This is a genomic window from Robiginitalea sp. (assembly GCF_982776155.1).
The window spans coordinates 89,258-104,904 of record NZ_CEXZKX010000001.1; the positions used below are offsets into that span (position 1 = coordinate 89,258).

The window sequence follows — 15,647 nt, forward strand, 5'->3', positions numbered from 1 at the left end:
CATGGCGAAAAAAGCAGCAGAAGCAAAGCAGCAGAAAGGGTCCGATAGCGCGGAGGCCCCGGCACAGGAAGCCGTCCAGGTGGAAGGGCTCCAATTTGATATCCCCTGGGAACAGCTCATGGACGACGAGCGGTTCGTGGAGGTCTTCCTTTCGGATGTGCTGGAAAACTACGTGGTGCAGCAACGCTGGTACGGGGGCAAGTCCAGCACGATGAAGTATATCGAACTGCAGGAGTACTTCAGGATTCAGCACAACGAGGAGGTGTATTACGGCCTGCTCCTGGAGGTCAATTTCGAGGAGGCCTTCTACCAGCATTATTTTTTGCCTATTGCATTTGTATCGGATGAGAGCTTTGCGGAAAGAGACCGGATCCTGCCCCTGGCGATCCGCGGCCAGGAGGGCTTTATCATCGATGCAGTCAATTTGGAGGCATTCCGACGGCTGGTCTACGAACGCATCCTGATGGCGGAACCCAACGACACCACCCGCGTGCGGTACCACAAGAGCACGGAATTTCGGGGCACCCCGTACGAGTCATCGAAATTTATGGGGCTCGAACAGAGCAATACCTCGATCATTATCAACGGGAAGTCCGTCATCAAGTTCTTCCGCCGGATTTACGCCGATAAGAACCCGGACTACGAAATGAGCCGGTTCCTGTCCGAACGAAAAGGCTATAAGAACACCCCGGCTTATCAGGGGAGCCTCAGTATCATGGACACGGACAACGTCAATGTGACCATTGCGCTCATGCAGGAACTCGTCCCCAACCAGGGCGATGCCTGGGACTATATGCTCAAAGAGCTGCACAAAATCTTCTGCAACCTCGAATACAAGGGGATACGGGTGGACCGCCTGCCGAAACTCGAGCTTTTCCAGCGGATCAATTCGCGGCAGGTACCTCCGGAAATCATCGACTGGGCCGGTCTCAGCGTTTTTCTGAAACTCCAGAAACTGGCGCAGCGAACGGCGGAAATGCACATTGCCCTGGGTTCAGAATTCGAGGATACAGCATTTACGCCCACCCGTTTTAACGGGGATTATGAAGTATGGTTAAAAAACCGGCTCCTCTACATGTTCCAGAACCGGCTGAACATGGTGGAGAACAACCTGGGACGCCTCGAGGGGCAGGCCCTGGAACTCGCCAATGAATTTTTGGAGCGGAAGAATGAAATCCGGAAGCGGTTTGTCAATTTCGACTGGACCAAACTCAAGGGGGAGCGGTTGCGCGTACACGGCGACTACCACCTGGGCCAAATCCTCGTGCAGGGGGATGATTTTTTCCTGCTCGATTTCGAGGGGGAACCAGAGAGCACCATCCGGGACCGGAAAGTGAAACAACCCCCTTTGAAGGATATTGCCGGAATTTTCCGTTCCTTCCACTACGCAGTGTACGCCACCATTTTCGACAACCCGGGCAAGTATCCGTACCCCCAGGACGAACTTTTTGCCGCGGGCGAGGTGCTATACCGGTATTTTGTGGGGGTTTTCCTGGACACATACGTTCAGATGATCCAGGACCACAACATCAACATCGGCTACAGTGCCGAGCGGATTTTCCTGCTGAAATACTGCATGCTGGAGAAAGCCGTTTACGAACTGGGATACGAAATGAATTCGCGCCCGGACTGGGCTGTAATCCCCCTGGAAGGCATCCGGAGTATCATTAACGATTAACAAAACACAACAACTGACTATGGGCAAAGTTATCCCGCATAGCTTTTTTACGGAATTCGACATCAACCTGTTTAAATCCGGGAAGCACTACCGGCTCTACGAGAAAATGGGGTCCCACCTCACCGAAGTGGATGGTGAAAAAGGCGTGTATTTTGCCGTATGGGCGCCTTCGGCCAAATCGGTTTCCGTGGTCGGCGACTTCAATTACTGGCTGGAAGGAGAGCACCCCCTGAACGTCCGGTGGGATGAAAGTGGCATATGGGAAGGCTTTATCCCTGGCCTGGACCAGGGTACGCTTTATAAATACAAGATCCATTCGCATGTCAATGACGTCAAAACCGAAAAAGCGGATCCCTTTGCGCGGTATTCGGAGCACCCGCCTAAAACAGCCTCCGTTGTTTGGGCGGATGACCACAAATGGAAGGACGGGACCTGGATGAAAAACCGGGCCGGGCACAACGGGCTGGACAAACCGTATTCCGTGTATGAAGTCCATTTGGGTTCCTGGAGGCGAAATGCAGACAACGAATTCCTGACGTATCTGGAATTGGCCGACCAGCTTGTGGAATACGTCAAAGAGATGAACTTTACCCATGTGGAATTTATGCCGGTCATGGAGTTCCCCTACGACCCTTCCTGGGGGTACCAGCTAACGGGGTATTTTGCGCCCACTTCCCGCTTTGGGAAACCGGAGGACTTCAAGGTACTCGTGGATGCCCTGCACCGGGCCGGCATCGGGGTGATCCTGGACTGGGTGCCGTCCCACTTCCCCGAAGATGCCCACGGGCTGGGGAATTTTGACGGGTCGCACCTTTACGAGCACCCGGACCGGCGAAAAGGCTACCACCCGGACTGGAAGAGCCTGATCTTCAATTACGGCCGGAACGAAGTGCGCGCCTTCCTGATCAGCAACGCCCTCTACTGGCTGGACCACTTTCACGTGGACGGGTTGCGGGTGGATGCCGTAGCCTCCATGCTCTACCTGGACTACTCCCGGGAAGAAGGGGAGTGGGAGCCCAATATGTACGGCAATAACGAACACCTGGAAGCCATCTCCTTTATCCGGGAGCTCAATGCGCAGGTCTATGGGAACTACCCGGGGGTGCAAACCATCGCGGAGGAATCCACAGCCTTCTCCAAAGTAACCAAGCCGGTGGATGTCGGCGGATTGGGCTTTGGTATGAAATGGATGATGGGCTGGATGCACGACACCCTGGAATACTTTAAGAAGGAACCCGTTTACCGGAAACACCACCAGAACGATATTACCTTCAGCATGACCTATGCGTTTACCGAAAACTTTATGCTGCCGTTTTCGCACGACGAGGTGGTGTACGGGAAACAATCGCTGCTCTACCGGATGCCCGGGGACGAATGGCAGCGGTTTGCCAACCTGCGGCTGCTGTTCGGCTATATGTTTACCCATCCGGGGTCCAACCTGCTTTTTATGGGGGGGGAATTCGGGCAGTCGTCCGAGTGGAACTTCCAGCAGAGCCTGGACTGGCACCTCTTGCAGTACGATTTTCACAAAGGGGTACAACAGGTGGTCAGGGACCTCAATACGCTCTATCGCGAACAACCCGCCCTGTATGAAAAGCAATACAGCCACGAGGGATTCCGGTGGATCGACTACGGGGATGCGGAGAATTCCGTCCTCACCTATATGCGCATGGGGAACGAGCCCAAAGACAACCTGATCATCGCCTGCAACCTGACGCCGGTGCCCCGGGAAGGGTATCGGATCGGGGTGCCCAAAACCCGGCAGCTGAAGGAATTGTTCAACAGCGACGCCGAGAAATACGGGGGCAGCGGCATGGAAAACGGCGTGGCAAAGATCAGCAAAACCCCCTGGCACGGTTTCGACCGGTCTGTTGAAATTAACCTGCCGCCCCTTTCGGTAGTGGTTTTCCGGTAAATGAATGGTAGAATGTTCCCGGGTGCCAGCCAGCAGATTACAGCAAAACCGGCTTGGGGAACAGTCGCAAACGTTATCGTTCATATTTGACGGGGGAAACATTTCCTATTCTCGCCGTATTGTCTTTTTTTTGTGAGGCTTTAATATAACCGACTATGATCACCAATACGGAACTGGAGTACAAAGGCAATTTGTATCCCAATCAAGTGGTGGACTACCATACGGACTCCGGGAAATTTTATTTTACCACAGACAACGGGGTCGTCCTGGAAATCACCGTTTTACGGAATAGCGCCCTGCGCTTCCGTTATGCCACGGATTATAATTTCGAACCCGATTTTTCCTATGCGATAGCCCCGGATGCCACCGGGGGTTACAACGAATTGCGGGACGAGGAAACAGAATCGGATTACCGGATCTTCACCTCCCGCCTGCAGGTGCTGGTAGACAAGAAGAGCCTCCGGGTGCAAATATCCGACCTGGAGGGCAACATCATCAACGAGGACGAACTGGGATTCCACTGGGAAGAGAATTACGCTTTTGGGGGAAATACCGTAAAAATGAGCAAGATTACCCAGTCTTCGGAGAGCTTTTACGGGATGGGCGACAAGGCGACCCATTCGAACCTCAAGGGACGGCGCGTCAACAACTGGGTTACGGACCAGTACGCATTCGGCAAGGAGCAGGACCCGCTTTACAAGGCAATCCCCTTCTACATTGGCCTGCACAACAACCAGGCCTACGGTATTTTCTTTGACAATTCCTTCTGTACCCATTTTGATTTTTCGCATGAACGCCGCAACGTAACGAGCTTTTGGGCCGACGGGGGGGAGATGAATTATTACTTCTTTTACGGCCCGGCCATATCCAAAGTGGTGCAGTCCTATACGGACCTTACCGGCACCCCGGAACTTCCGCCCCTGTGGGCGCTGGGGTACCACCAGTCCAAGTGGAGCTATTACCCGGAAAAACGCGTTCGGGAACTGGCCAAAAACTTCAGGAAACTGCAAATTCCCTGCGATGCGATCTACCTGGATATCGATTACATGGATGGGTTCCGGTGCTTTACCTGGGATAAGAAGCGCTTCCCGAACCCGAAGAAAATGATTGGCGACCTGGAGAAGGACGGGTTCAAGACCGTGGTGATGATCGACCCGGGGATCAAGGTAGACCGGAACTACTGGGTGTACCAGGAAGGCCTGGAAAACGATTACTTCTGCAAACGCGCGGACGGCCCGATTATGCATGGGAAAGTATGGCCAGGGCCCTGTAGTTTTCCGGATTATACGAATCCGGAAGTCCGGGAATGGTGGGCCGGACTGTACGAGGACTTCATCAAGGAAAGCGGCTTGCACGCCGTGTGGAACGATATGAACGAACCGGCCGTGATGGAAGTCCCCACCAAAACAGCCCCCCTGGATATGCGCCACGACTATGACGGGAACCCCTGCAGCCATCGGAAGGCCCATAATATCTACGGGATGCAGATGGTCCGGGCCACGTACGAGGGGGTCAAGAAATACGTCTTTCCGAAGCGTCCTTTTGTGATTACGCGGGCGGCCTACGCAGGGACCCAGCGCTACGCCTGTACCTGGACCGGGGACAACGTAGCAACCTGGGAACATTTGTGGATTGCCAACGTTCAGGTCCAGCGCATGTGCATGAGCGGCTATTCATTTGTCGGCTCGGATATCGGGGGCTTTGCAGAACAGCCCAACGGGGAACTCTTTGCCCGGTGGGTGCAGCTGGGGATATTCCACCCCTTCTGCCGGGTGCATTCCAGCGGCGACCACGGCGACCAGGAACCCTGGTCGTTTGACGAGGAAGTGACCGGGATAGTCCGGAAATTTATCGAACTCCGGTACCAGTTGCTGCCCTACCTCTACACGAGCTTCTGGAAATACGTCAAGGAAGGCGTCCCGATGCTCAAACCCCTGGTGTATTACGACCAGGAGGATACGCAGACGCATTTCCGCACAGACGAATTCATCTTCGGGGACCAGATCCTGGTCTGCCCGATCCAGGAGCCCAATGCCAAGGGCCGCCGGATGTATATCCCGCGGGGGAAGTGGCACAATTTCTGGACCGGGGAAATCGTGGAAGGCGGGAGCGAAAAATGGGTGGTGGCCGACATCGACAAGATCCCGATCTTTATCCGGGAGGGGGCCATTATCCCGAAATTCCCGGTGCAGCAATACGTGGGGGAGAAGAAGCTCGAACAGATGGAGCTGAATGTCTATTACAAACTGGGGCAGGAGCAATCGACGCTTTACGAGGACGCCCAGGACGGCTACGACTACAAAAAGGGCGGGTACAGCATCCGGAATTTCCGATTCAGCGGAAAGGAAAAGGAGGTAATCCTGCAACAATTCAAGGACGGCTCCTTTATCACCTCCTATGATACCTTTAAGATCAACCTGGTGGGCCTGCCGTTCCGCATCAAAAGCGTCGAGATCGACAATGAAAAGGTCCCGTTGAAAGAGCTTCGCATCAACGGGGACAACACCATTGAAATCAGCAAAAATTTCAGCGTATTGCACATAAGCGGGACTTGATTTTTTCGTAATTTACCCGGTGCACGAATTCAAATTTCCTCATATGAAAAAGGCCTTGCTGGCATGTGTGTTATTCCTTTCGGTAGCCGCGTGCAAAACGAATCCGTTTACCGGAAAAAACACCCTGAACTTCTACCCGAACAGCCAGATATTCCCTATGGCTTTTGCCCAGTACGACCAGTTTCTGGAAGAGAACAACGTTGTAGAAACCGGGGCGGAGGCCAATATGATAACCGCCGTTGGGCAGCGTATTGCCAATGCGGCAGAGCGATGGCTTACCGCCAACGGATACCCGGGCTACCTGAAAGATTACCGTTGGGAATACAACCTGGTCAAAGACGAAACAGTCAATGCCTGGTGCATGCCCGGGGGTAAAATTGTCTTCTATACGGGCATCCTGCCGATCTGCCAGGGAGAAACCGGCGTGGCGGTGGTCATGGGCCATGAAGTGGCGCATGCCCTTGCCGACCACGGGGCACAGCGTATGAGTGCCGGGATGCTGCAACAAATCGGGGCTGTTGGCGTGGCCGTAGCCGTGGACGACCCGGAAAAGCGGAATGCCTATATGCAGGCCTATGGCCTGGGAACCACGGTTGGGGGCATGTTGCCGTTCAGCCGGAGCCACGAAACGGAAGCAGACCGGATCGGACTGCAGATAATGGCGATTGCCGGATACAACCCGGATGAAGCAGCCGAACTCTGGAAGCGGATGAAGGCCCAGGGTGGGCAAGCCCCCCCGGAATTCCTCAGTACGCACCCGTCCAATGAAACCCGGATCGACAACCTGACCGAGTGGGCGCCCCTGGCCAAGGAGGAGGCCCGCAAATTCGGGGTGACCAGTTTTAAGTAGTAACTTCGGGGACGTCTCGCACAATTTGGCCGGTCGGGGGACCAGAGCGCCTAATTATTGTATATTGAAAGCCATTCGGGGAACTGGATGGTTTTTTTTATGGGGAAAGCATTTGCAAACAAAGGCAGCCGCCGGCTGCTCAATGCCTGGGCCTTCTACGACTGGGCGAATTCGGTGTACAGCCTGACGGTCGTCTCGGCCGTATTCCCGCTCTACCTGGGGGCGATTTTCCGGTTGGCCGAAGTGGAACAGGTGACCGTATTTGGGGTGACCCTGGGGCGCACCCCGCTGATCAGCTATACCACCGCAGCCGCTTTTGTAGTCATCGCCCTGATCACACCCTTGCTCTCCGGAATTGCCGATTACCTGGGGAATAAGCGGTTCTTCATGAAATTTTTCTGCTACCTGGGCGGCATCTCATGTATTGGACTCTACTGGTTTACCCTGGATACGCTCCTGGTAGGGCTTGTATTTTATTTCCTGGGCGTTATCGGTTTCTGGGTGAGCTTTGCCATGAACAATTCCTACCTGCCGGACATTGCCTTCCCGGAACAACAGGACCGCCTGAGCGCCAAAGGGTTTTCCCTGGGCTACATCGGCAGTGTGATCCTGTTGTTGGTGAACCTGGCCATGGTACTTTCCCCGGATACCTTCGGGATTGTCGATACAGCCGGGGAACCCGCCGAGATCCTGGCGATGAAGTACTCATTTGTCAGTGTGGGTGTGTGGTGGATCCTGTTCAGCCAGTATACGTTCTACCACCTGCCAAAGGGGTATCGGCGGGAGGGGGAGCGCACCCGTATTATTTTCAACGGATTCCGGGAGTTGCAGGGCGTCTGGCGCCAGTTGCGGGACCTGCCGGTGCTCAAACGGTATCTGGGCGCCTTTTTCGTCTACAGTATGGCGGTGCAAACAGTCATGTTGATCGCGGCGTATTTCGGAGAAGAGGAAATAGCCTGGGGGACGGATTCCGAGCGCACCACCGGGCTGATTGTCAGCATCCTGGTGATCCAGTTGGTGGCAGTGGCCGGTGCCACGCTTACTGCCAGGGCCTCAAAGGCCTTCGGCAATATTCCCACCCTGGGGGTGATCAATGCCCTCTGGGTCGTAATCTGTATCTACGCCTACTTTGTCAGGCAACCGATGGAATTCTATATCGCCGCGGGGTGTGTTGGATTGGTTATGGGCGGCATCCAGGCACTTTCCCGGTCTACCTATTCGAAGCTGATGCCGGAAACCACAGACACGACTTCATTTTTCTCATTTTACGATGTGGCGGAGAAAATCGGCATCGTTATCGGGATGTCCATCTTTGCCCTGGTAGCCCAGATGAACAACAGCATGCGGCCGGCTGCGCTGATGCTCGGTGTTTTCTTTCTCCTGGGGATTTTCCTGCTATTGCGGGTCCGCGTTAAAAAGTAGCCCCGGAAAGGCACGGGGCGCTTTCCGGGGCGGATTGACTGTGACGTCCATTGATTGAAAACCCGTTACTCCTTCACTACATCTCCGGACCCCGAGGTTTTGGAATCCACATGGGCCGGGTTGCCCCGGTAATGGATGTCGCCCGATCCGGAAACCCGCGCCGTAAGGGATTCGCGCACCGTCACCCGGACATCTGCCGATCCGGATACCACCGCCTCCACTTCCCGGGCATCCAGGTCATAGGCCCGGACATCCCCGGACCCCGAAACCCGTATTTCAACAGCTCCTGCCGTTCCGCTCAGGACAATGTCCCCGGACCCGGAGAGGGAGGCATCCAGGTTTTCGGCTTCCACCTCCAGGGAGATATCCCCGCTACCGGACATGGTGGTCCGGAAATGTCCGGCGGCCAGCCGGGTCTTGCCGACAATATCCCCGGAACCCGAAAGGGAAACCTCCCCGATCGATTCGACGGGGACCGTAATCCGGATCCCGCCATTCCTCCAGGAGGAGGGTTGCAGGTTGTATCCTTTCTCCGTTTTGATTTTCAGGGTGCCGTCGCGGTCTACCTCCGTTTCGAGGTGTTCCAGGAGGTTCTCCTCTCCTTCCAGGGTAATGGTGCCCTCTGCACCCGATACGAGTTCAACGTCGAACCAGCCGGAGAGGGAGACCCCCTCGTATCTGCCTACATCCCGGGTTTCCGTGACGGTATTCCCATTTCCTTTGATTTTTTTACCCCATTGCCCGCTGAGGTTGCAGGCGGCCAACAGGCAGCAGATACCGAATAATAATGTGTTTTTCACGATGATAGTTGTTTAAATAATATTTGTTAATGATAATGGGCGCTATGCCCGCCCGGGCTTCAGCCTTTGCGGATATGCCCGGCACCGCTGGCCTTGCTCTCCAGGCGGGGCGGGTCTCCTTTGTACGAGAGCCCCCCGGCACCGGATACGCGGGCTTTCAGGGATTCTTTGGCCGTAACGTCCGCATCGCTGGATCCCGAAAGTCTTGCATCCACATGGCGGGCCGTCAGTCCGTATGCATCCAGGTCGGAAGCGCCGGCTCCTTCAATCTCCAGCGTTTCCGCGGAGCCCTGCAACCTGAGTTCCGATGCGCCGGAGAGTTGGACGCGGAGGAAATCTGCCGCGATATCCAATTCGGCATCGGCGGCGCCGGAGATATTGATCTCGAAACGTTCTGCGGTCAGCGCGGTTTCCCCGATCAGGTCACTGGCCCCGCTGGCCGAAACCTCGTTGACGGACTCCACCGGGACCCAGATCCGGATCCCCTCCTTGCGGAATTCCCGGCTGGGCTGGAGTTGCACGCCCCGTTCCACCCGGATTTTTAACTCGTCCCCGGAAACGTCCGTGTGGATGTACTCCATGAGGTTTTCTTCGGCCTCGATACGGATTGTGCCTTCCGCTCCGGAAACGAGGTACACGGTAAAGATGTGCGATACGGTAATGGCATCATAGGTGCCAACCTCCCGGGTTTCCGTTTGCCGGCTCCCGTTTCCCTTAATTTTTTTGCCCCACTGCCCGTTGAGATTGCAGGCGGTCAGCAGGCAAAATATCCCGATGATCCATGTGTTTTTCATTGTAGCCGATCTAGATTGATTCTGGTTATTGGTAGCCAAACTGCGCTCTTTGTTACTAATTCCGGGTAAACGAAATGCTCCCGTAGTCGCTGGTAATATTTACCATGTTCCCGCTGCCGCTGCTGCCGTGGTACCCCTGGTAAAACCGGCTGCTGTTCTTTTCCCGGCTCACATTGACGTTGAAATCTTCCTTGCCACTCACCCCGGCGTATTCCGTGCTGATTTCGAAATCGAAATGGTAGTCCGGGTCGTACCCGATCTTGATACCCGTATAATCGGTGCGGATGCTGACGTTCCCGGCATCTTCGGCCAACCGGCCGATGCGGATGGAGCCGTAATCTGCGGAAATGTCCACATGGCCGTGCAGGGTGCCCAGCTTCACGTTGATATAGTCACCGTTTCCCTTTACATTTTTCGCTTCACCAACTTCCAGGTTGCCGTAATCGCTGGCGTAGGTGAGGTTTTCCATCGATTCTACCATGGCGTCTGTATAATCCGCCGCAATATCCAGGTTCCCCGCTTTTTCAATGACAAAGCCGGAGTAATCCGCCCGGATTTTACCGGAGTTGATATAGCCGATCCGGGATTTGGAGGTGTAATCGAAATTCAGGTCGTTGTTCCTGCCCCGCAGCTCCCCGAGATCCAGCCGGCCGTAGTCGCATGAAATCCGTGCGTGGCCGTCTACCCGATCCAGGCTGATATTGCCGTAGTCGTTACTCAGGTTCACCGAGTTCTTAACCGGTAGTTTTACCGTGTAGTTGATCTGCATGTTCACATTGTTGTTGTTGCCCCACCAGCCCCAGGAACTTTCTTTCTGGAACTTTGTCCGGGCCGAGACCATGGAGGCGCTCGCCTCGAATTCCACATCGATGTCGTCGAGCTTTTTCTGGACTTTCTCTTCATTGTTGCCATTGGTGGTGATATGCACCTCGATGACCACGCGGTTCTCGTTCCAGGAGGTAAGTACCAGGTTGCCGTAGCTGTTAGCGATCTTCAGCAGGGCATCTGCATTGACCTGGTATTCCTTTTTGATGGTCTTTTCCTTGGTGTGCCTCCCCTTGAGTACCGGGTCATTCGCACGTGCCGTGCCCGCGATCGCAATCACGGCAAGTATAAGGGGGATCAGTTTAGAGGGTATTTGTCTCATCATTCGCATTTTTGAATTGTTTGATTTGTTCTATTTGCTGCATCACCTCCTGGAGGAGGTCGATGCGGGTCTGAAAATTATTGATCATGGCACTGAGGATCAGTTTGCTGTTCCCGCCGCTTACCAGGTCGGATTCCAGCTTGCCGTAATCTGCCTCCAGTTGGCCGAGCTGGCGGAGCGCATCGTCGATCAGCGGCCGGGTTTCCGGGCTGCTGAGGGCTTCCAGTTCACCCACCTGCTGCCGGACCAGGTTCGCAAAATAGTAGGAGGTTCGGGAGGCTTCCGGCGATATTTCAGCCACCTGCTCTTCCATGCTGGCGTCCGGCCGGAACAGGAAAACCGAGGCTGTGATCAGTAAGGCAAACGATGCCGCCAGGGCCAGTGGCCCCCAGAGGTTCTGCCTGCGTGTCTTTGGGGCTGCCGGTTCTCCCAGCCGTTGATTGAATCGCTCCCGGTGGCCTTCCGATGGTTCCATGTGGTCCATGGCGCCGCGGAGTTCCCCGAACAGCGATTCCAATGTGTTGTCTTTCTCTTTCATACGCTTGGTGTTATGGATAGCATCTGACGGAGCCGTTCCTTGGCCCTTGAGATGGTCGTGCGGCAATTGCCGTAACTCATATCCATGATTTCACAGATCTCCTTGTAATCATAACCTTCGATCAAGTGTAAGGTCAAAGAAATTCTGTAGCTGTCTTTTAGCTGCTTCATGGTTTCCAGGACTTTTTGAGCCAGTTGTTCCGTACTCCCGGAATCAGCATCAGCTTCATCCTTGTCTTCGACCTTGTACATGACACTTTCCAACGCCACTTCCCGGTTTTTCTGCTGTTTCCGGTAGTGGTAGATACTGTTGTTGATCACAATGCGCTTCAGCCAGGCCCCGAAGGTCACTTCACCTTTATAGGTGTGCAGCTTCGTAAACGCACTCAGAAAGGATTCCTGCATGATATCCTCGGCCTCTGCGGCATCCTTTACGATCCGGACCGCCGTGTTGTACATGGCGCGGTAGTACCGGTCGTAAATTTTCATCTGTGCGTGATGGTCGCCCTGCAGGCACGCTTGCAACAAAACATCAGTATGTTCCGTTAGTTGGCTCAAAAAGTTGTTCTTTGTCTTATAGATGATTCAATTTACGGATTGTTACAGTTGCGCCACCCAATTTAGCCGCCTTGGCATGGGAATTGTCCCACCCTAGTGATAAAAGCGCCTATAAAATGCGATACGCTCCTGAAATACAGCGCGTTTCGTATTTTATAACGGGCTGTGAAAATGAATGAATCTGTCTCCAGGTGACAGAATGACCGAAAATCGACGCATGTCTGAATCAAAGTTTATATCTCTTGACAAACTGTCGCTCCAGGACCTCGACCAGGATTCTGAGCTGATCCCGCTCCTGACCCCGGAGGACGAACAGGAAATGCACAACGAGGAACTTCCGGAAACCCTTCCGATCCTGCCATTGCGCAATACGGTGCTGTTCCCGGGGGTTGTGATCCCCATCACCGCCGGCCGGGATACCTCCATCAACCTGATCCGGGACGCCAACCAGGGCTCCAAGGTGATCGGGGTGGTGGCCCAGAAAGACGAGGAGGTGGAAAACCCCGGGATTGCCGATATACATACCCTCGGAACCGTGGCCCGCATCCTGCGGGTCCTGCAGATGCCCGATGGGAACACCACGGTAATCATCCAGGGAAAGAAGCGTTTCCGGGTAGCCGAGGTGCTCACCGAGAAGCCCTATCTCACGGCAACCGTCCGGGAAACACGGGAGAAGCGACCCGCACCGGACGACGTGGAATTTTCCACCATCATCGACTCCATCAAAGAGCTCGCACTGCAGATCATCCGGGACAACCCGAATATTCCCAGTGAGGCTTCTTTCGCCATTAAGAATATCCAGAGCGATTCCTTTCTGATCAACTTTGTTTCGTCCAACCTGAACCTGGAAGTGCGCGAAAAGCAGGAGCTCCTGGAGATATCGGATCTGCAGCAGCGGGCACTGGCCACCCTGAAGCACCTGAATACGGAATTCCAGAAACTGGAACTCCGGAACGAACTCCAGTCCAAGGTCCGCAGCGATATGGACCAGCAACAGCGGGAATACTTCCTACACCAGCAGATGAAAACCATCCAGGAGGAACTCGGGGGGCTGTCGTACGACGAGGAGATCGAGGAGATGGAGGCCCGTGCCAAGAAAAAGAAATGGTCCGATGCCGTGGGCGAGCATTTCGGGAAGGAACTGGCCAAGCTGCAGCGGATGAACCCGCAGGTAGCCGAATACTCCATCCAACGGAATTACCTGGACCTGCTGCTGGACCTTCCCTGGGGGGAGTATTCCAAAGACCGGTTCGACCTGAAACGGGCCGAAAAAATATTGGATCGGGACCACTACGGGCTGGAGGACGTGAAGCGCCGGATAGTGGAATACCTGGCAGTCCTCAAATTGAGGAATGACATGAAATCGCCCATCCTCTGTCTGTACGGCCCCCCGGGGGTTGGGAAAACCTCCCTGGGAAAATCCGTCGCCGAGGCTTTGGGGAGGGAATACGTCCGGATGTCCCTGGGCGGGCTGAGGGACGAGGCCGAAATCCGCGGACACCGGAAAACCTACATTGGCGCCATGCCCGGCCGGATTATCCAGAACCTGAAAAAGGCCGGCACATCCAACCCGGTATTTATCCTGGACGAGATCGACAAGCTTTCAAGCAGCGCCCAGGGCGACCCGTCCTCCGCGATGCTCGAGGTCCTGGATCCCGAACAGAATAGCGAATTCTACGACAATTTCCTGGAGATGGGATACGACCTGTCCAAAGTGATGTTTATCGCCACAGCCAACAACCTGGGGACCATCCAGCCGGCCCTCCGGGACCGGATGGAGATTATCAATGTCACCGGATACACCATTGAGGAGAAGGTGGAGATCGCCAAACGCCACCTGCTGCCCAAACAGCTCAAAGAGCACGGGCTGGCCTCGAAAGAACTGAAAATAGGGAAGAAGCAGCTCGAGAAAATCGTGGAGGGGTACACCCGGGAATCCGGGGTGCGGGGCCTGGAAAAACAGATCGCCAAAATGGTGCGCTACGCGGCACGGCACATCGCCACCGATGAAGACTATACCGTTAAAGTCACAAACGCGGTGGTGGAGGAGGTGCTTGGCGCCCCCCGAATGGAACGCGACAAATATGAAAACAACGAAGTGGCCGGGGTGGTTACCGGCCTGGCGTGGACCAGCGTGGGCGGGGATATCCTCTTTATTGAATCCATATTGTCCAGGGGCAAGGGAGCCCTGAACATCACCGGGAACCTGGGGAAAGTGATGAAGGAGTCCGCCACCATCGCCCTGGAATTCATCAAGTCGAATGCGGAGGCCTTTGGCATCGACCCGGAGGTTTTCGGCAGGTACAACGTGCACATCCACGTGCCGGAAGGCGCTACGCCCAAGGACGGCCCGAGCGCCGGAATCGCCATGCTCACCTCCCTGGTGAGCCTGTTCAGCCAGCGCAAGGTTAAAAAGAGCATTGCGATGACCGGGGAAATTACCCTGCGGGGCAAGGTGTTGCCCGTGGGCGGGATCAAGGAGAAAATCCTGGCAGCCAAACGCGCCCGGATCAAGGAGGTGATCCTGTGCGAGGAAAACCGGCGCGACATTGCCGAAATCAAGGAGGATTATCTGAAAGGACTTACCTTCCACTACGTAACTGAAATGAGGGAAGTGATCGAAATTGCCGTCACCAACCGGAAGGTGAAAGGGGCTAAAACGCTGTGATGAAAAAAATCTCCATCGCCATCGACGGGTATTCGTCTACCGGCAAAAGCACCCTGGCCCGGCAACTCGCCCGGGAATTGGGATATATCTATATCGACACCGGCGCCATGTACCGGGCCGTAACCCTTTTCGCCCTCCGGGAAGGCCTGATCGGGGAGGAGCCCGACGAGCCGGCCCTTGAAAAGCGGCTTGCTGCATTGGAGATCGGTTTTGAGCGCAACGATGAAACCGGCCGGTCTGAGGTTACCCTGGAAGGAAAGAATGTGGAGGGGGAGATTCGCAACCTGGATGTATCCCGCTACGTGAGCCAGATTGCAGCCCTGGGCGCTGTACGAGAAAAGCTGGTTGCCCAGCAACAGGCCATGGCAGCCCAGGGGGGCGTGGTTATGGACGGGCGGGATATCGGCACGGTGGTGCTGCCAGAGGCCGATCTGAAAATCTTTATGACAGCAAGCCCGGAAATTCGCGCCAACAGGCGCTACAAGGAACTGTTGGACCGTGGCGAGCAGGTGCGCTATGAGGAGGTGCTTCAGAATGTCCGCGACCGGGATTACATCGATTCAAACCGGGAAATCTCCCCCTTGCGCAAGGCGGCAGACGCCATTGAGTTCGACAACAGCGATATGGGCATGGAAGAGCAATTCGAGCGCATCCACGCCCATGCCTTGCGGGTTATCGACAAAAAAAAAGGCGCTTCCTGAGAAGCACCCTGTAATTCCATTT

The 15,647-nt window shown here is 55.0% G+C and carries 12 protein-coding genes; 7 read left to right on the forward strand and 5 right to left on the reverse strand.

Annotated elements, in window-relative coordinates; genetic code table 11:
* Position 1: 1 nt before the first annotated feature.
* The 5 genes from AC3DKS_RS00370 to AC3DKS_RS00390 all read left to right on the forward strand — a co-directional run bounded on the left by AC3DKS_RS00370 (position 2) and on the right by AC3DKS_RS00390 (position 8,420).
* Complete coding sequence (locus AC3DKS_RS00370; protein ID WP_474731744.1) at positions 2-1,678, forward strand: maltokinase N-terminal cap-like domain-containing protein; 1,677 nt, start codon at positions 2-4, stop codon at positions 1,676-1,678.
* Positions 1,679-1,697: 19 nt separating this feature from the next.
* Positions 1,698-3,593, forward strand: coding sequence for a 1,4-alpha-glucan branching protein GlgB (gene glgB, locus AC3DKS_RS00375; RefSeq protein ID WP_272608107.1), 1,896 nt, complete (start codon positions 1,698-1,700; stop codon positions 3,591-3,593).
* 155 nt (positions 3,594-3,748) lie between these two features.
* Positions 3,749-6,148 carry a glycoside hydrolase family 31 protein gene (locus tag AC3DKS_RS00380; RefSeq protein WP_272608109.1) on the forward strand — a complete coding sequence of 800 codons (2,400 nt, stop codon included), beginning with the start codon at positions 3,749-3,751 and terminating at the stop codon, positions 6,146-6,148.
* Between the two features lie 43 nt (positions 6,149-6,191).
* Positions 6,192-6,998: a M48 family metallopeptidase gene (locus AC3DKS_RS00385; protein WP_015754507.1), complete on the forward strand. Its 807-nt coding sequence runs from the start codon at positions 6,192-6,194 to the stop codon at positions 6,996-6,998.
* A gap of 99 nt (positions 6,999-7,097) precedes the next feature.
* Positions 7,098-8,420, forward strand: a complete 1,323-nt coding sequence (locus AC3DKS_RS00390; protein WP_272608111.1) for an MFS transporter — start codon at positions 7,098-7,100, stop codon at positions 8,418-8,420.
* 65 nt (positions 8,421-8,485) lie between these two features.
* Here AC3DKS_RS00390 and AC3DKS_RS00395 read toward each other — a convergent pair whose 3' ends face one another.
* Genes AC3DKS_RS00395 through AC3DKS_RS00415 form a run of 5 tightly spaced genes read right to left on the reverse strand, consistent with a single transcriptional unit; the run spans position 8,486 to position 12,256 of the window.
* On the reverse strand, positions 8,486-9,220 hold the full coding sequence (locus AC3DKS_RS00395; RefSeq protein WP_272608113.1) for a head GIN domain-containing protein: 735 nt from the start codon (positions 9,218-9,220) through the stop codon (positions 8,486-8,488).
* Positions 9,221-9,279: 59 nt separating this feature from the next.
* Complete coding sequence (locus AC3DKS_RS00400) at positions 9,280-10,014, reverse strand: head GIN domain-containing protein (protein ID WP_272608115.1); 735 nt, start codon at positions 10,012-10,014, stop codon at positions 9,280-9,282.
* A gap of 55 nt (positions 10,015-10,069) precedes the next feature.
* A complete protein-coding gene (locus tag AC3DKS_RS00405) occupies positions 10,070-11,161 on the reverse strand; it encodes a DUF4097 family beta strand repeat-containing protein (protein ID WP_272608117.1) in 1,092 nt (363 codons plus the stop codon).
* Positions 11,142-11,699 (reverse strand): hypothetical protein, encoded by a 558-nt coding sequence (locus AC3DKS_RS00410; RefSeq protein ID WP_272608119.1) that lies wholly within the window; start codon positions 11,697-11,699, stop codon positions 11,142-11,144. The genes AC3DKS_RS00405 and AC3DKS_RS00410 overlap by 20 nt, the downstream gene beginning before the upstream one ends.
* Complete coding sequence (locus tag AC3DKS_RS00415; RefSeq protein WP_041327146.1) at positions 11,696-12,256, reverse strand: RNA polymerase sigma factor; 561 nt, start codon at positions 12,254-12,256, stop codon at positions 11,696-11,698. The genes AC3DKS_RS00410 and AC3DKS_RS00415 overlap by 4 nt, the downstream gene beginning before the upstream one ends.
* 217 nt (positions 12,257-12,473) lie before the next feature.
* On the opposite strand from AC3DKS_RS00415, the gene lon reads away from it, so the two are divergent.
* Positions 12,474-14,924, forward strand: coding sequence for an endopeptidase La (gene lon / locus AC3DKS_RS00420; RefSeq protein ID WP_272608120.1), 2,451 nt, complete (start codon positions 12,474-12,476; stop codon positions 14,922-14,924).
* Positions 14,924-15,625 (forward strand): (d)CMP kinase, encoded by a 702-nt coding sequence (gene cmk / locus AC3DKS_RS00425; protein ID WP_015754515.1) that lies wholly within the window; start codon positions 14,924-14,926, stop codon positions 15,623-15,625. Before lon ends, cmk begins: the two co-directional genes overlap by 1 nt.
* Positions 15,626-15,647: the final 22 nt, after the last annotated feature.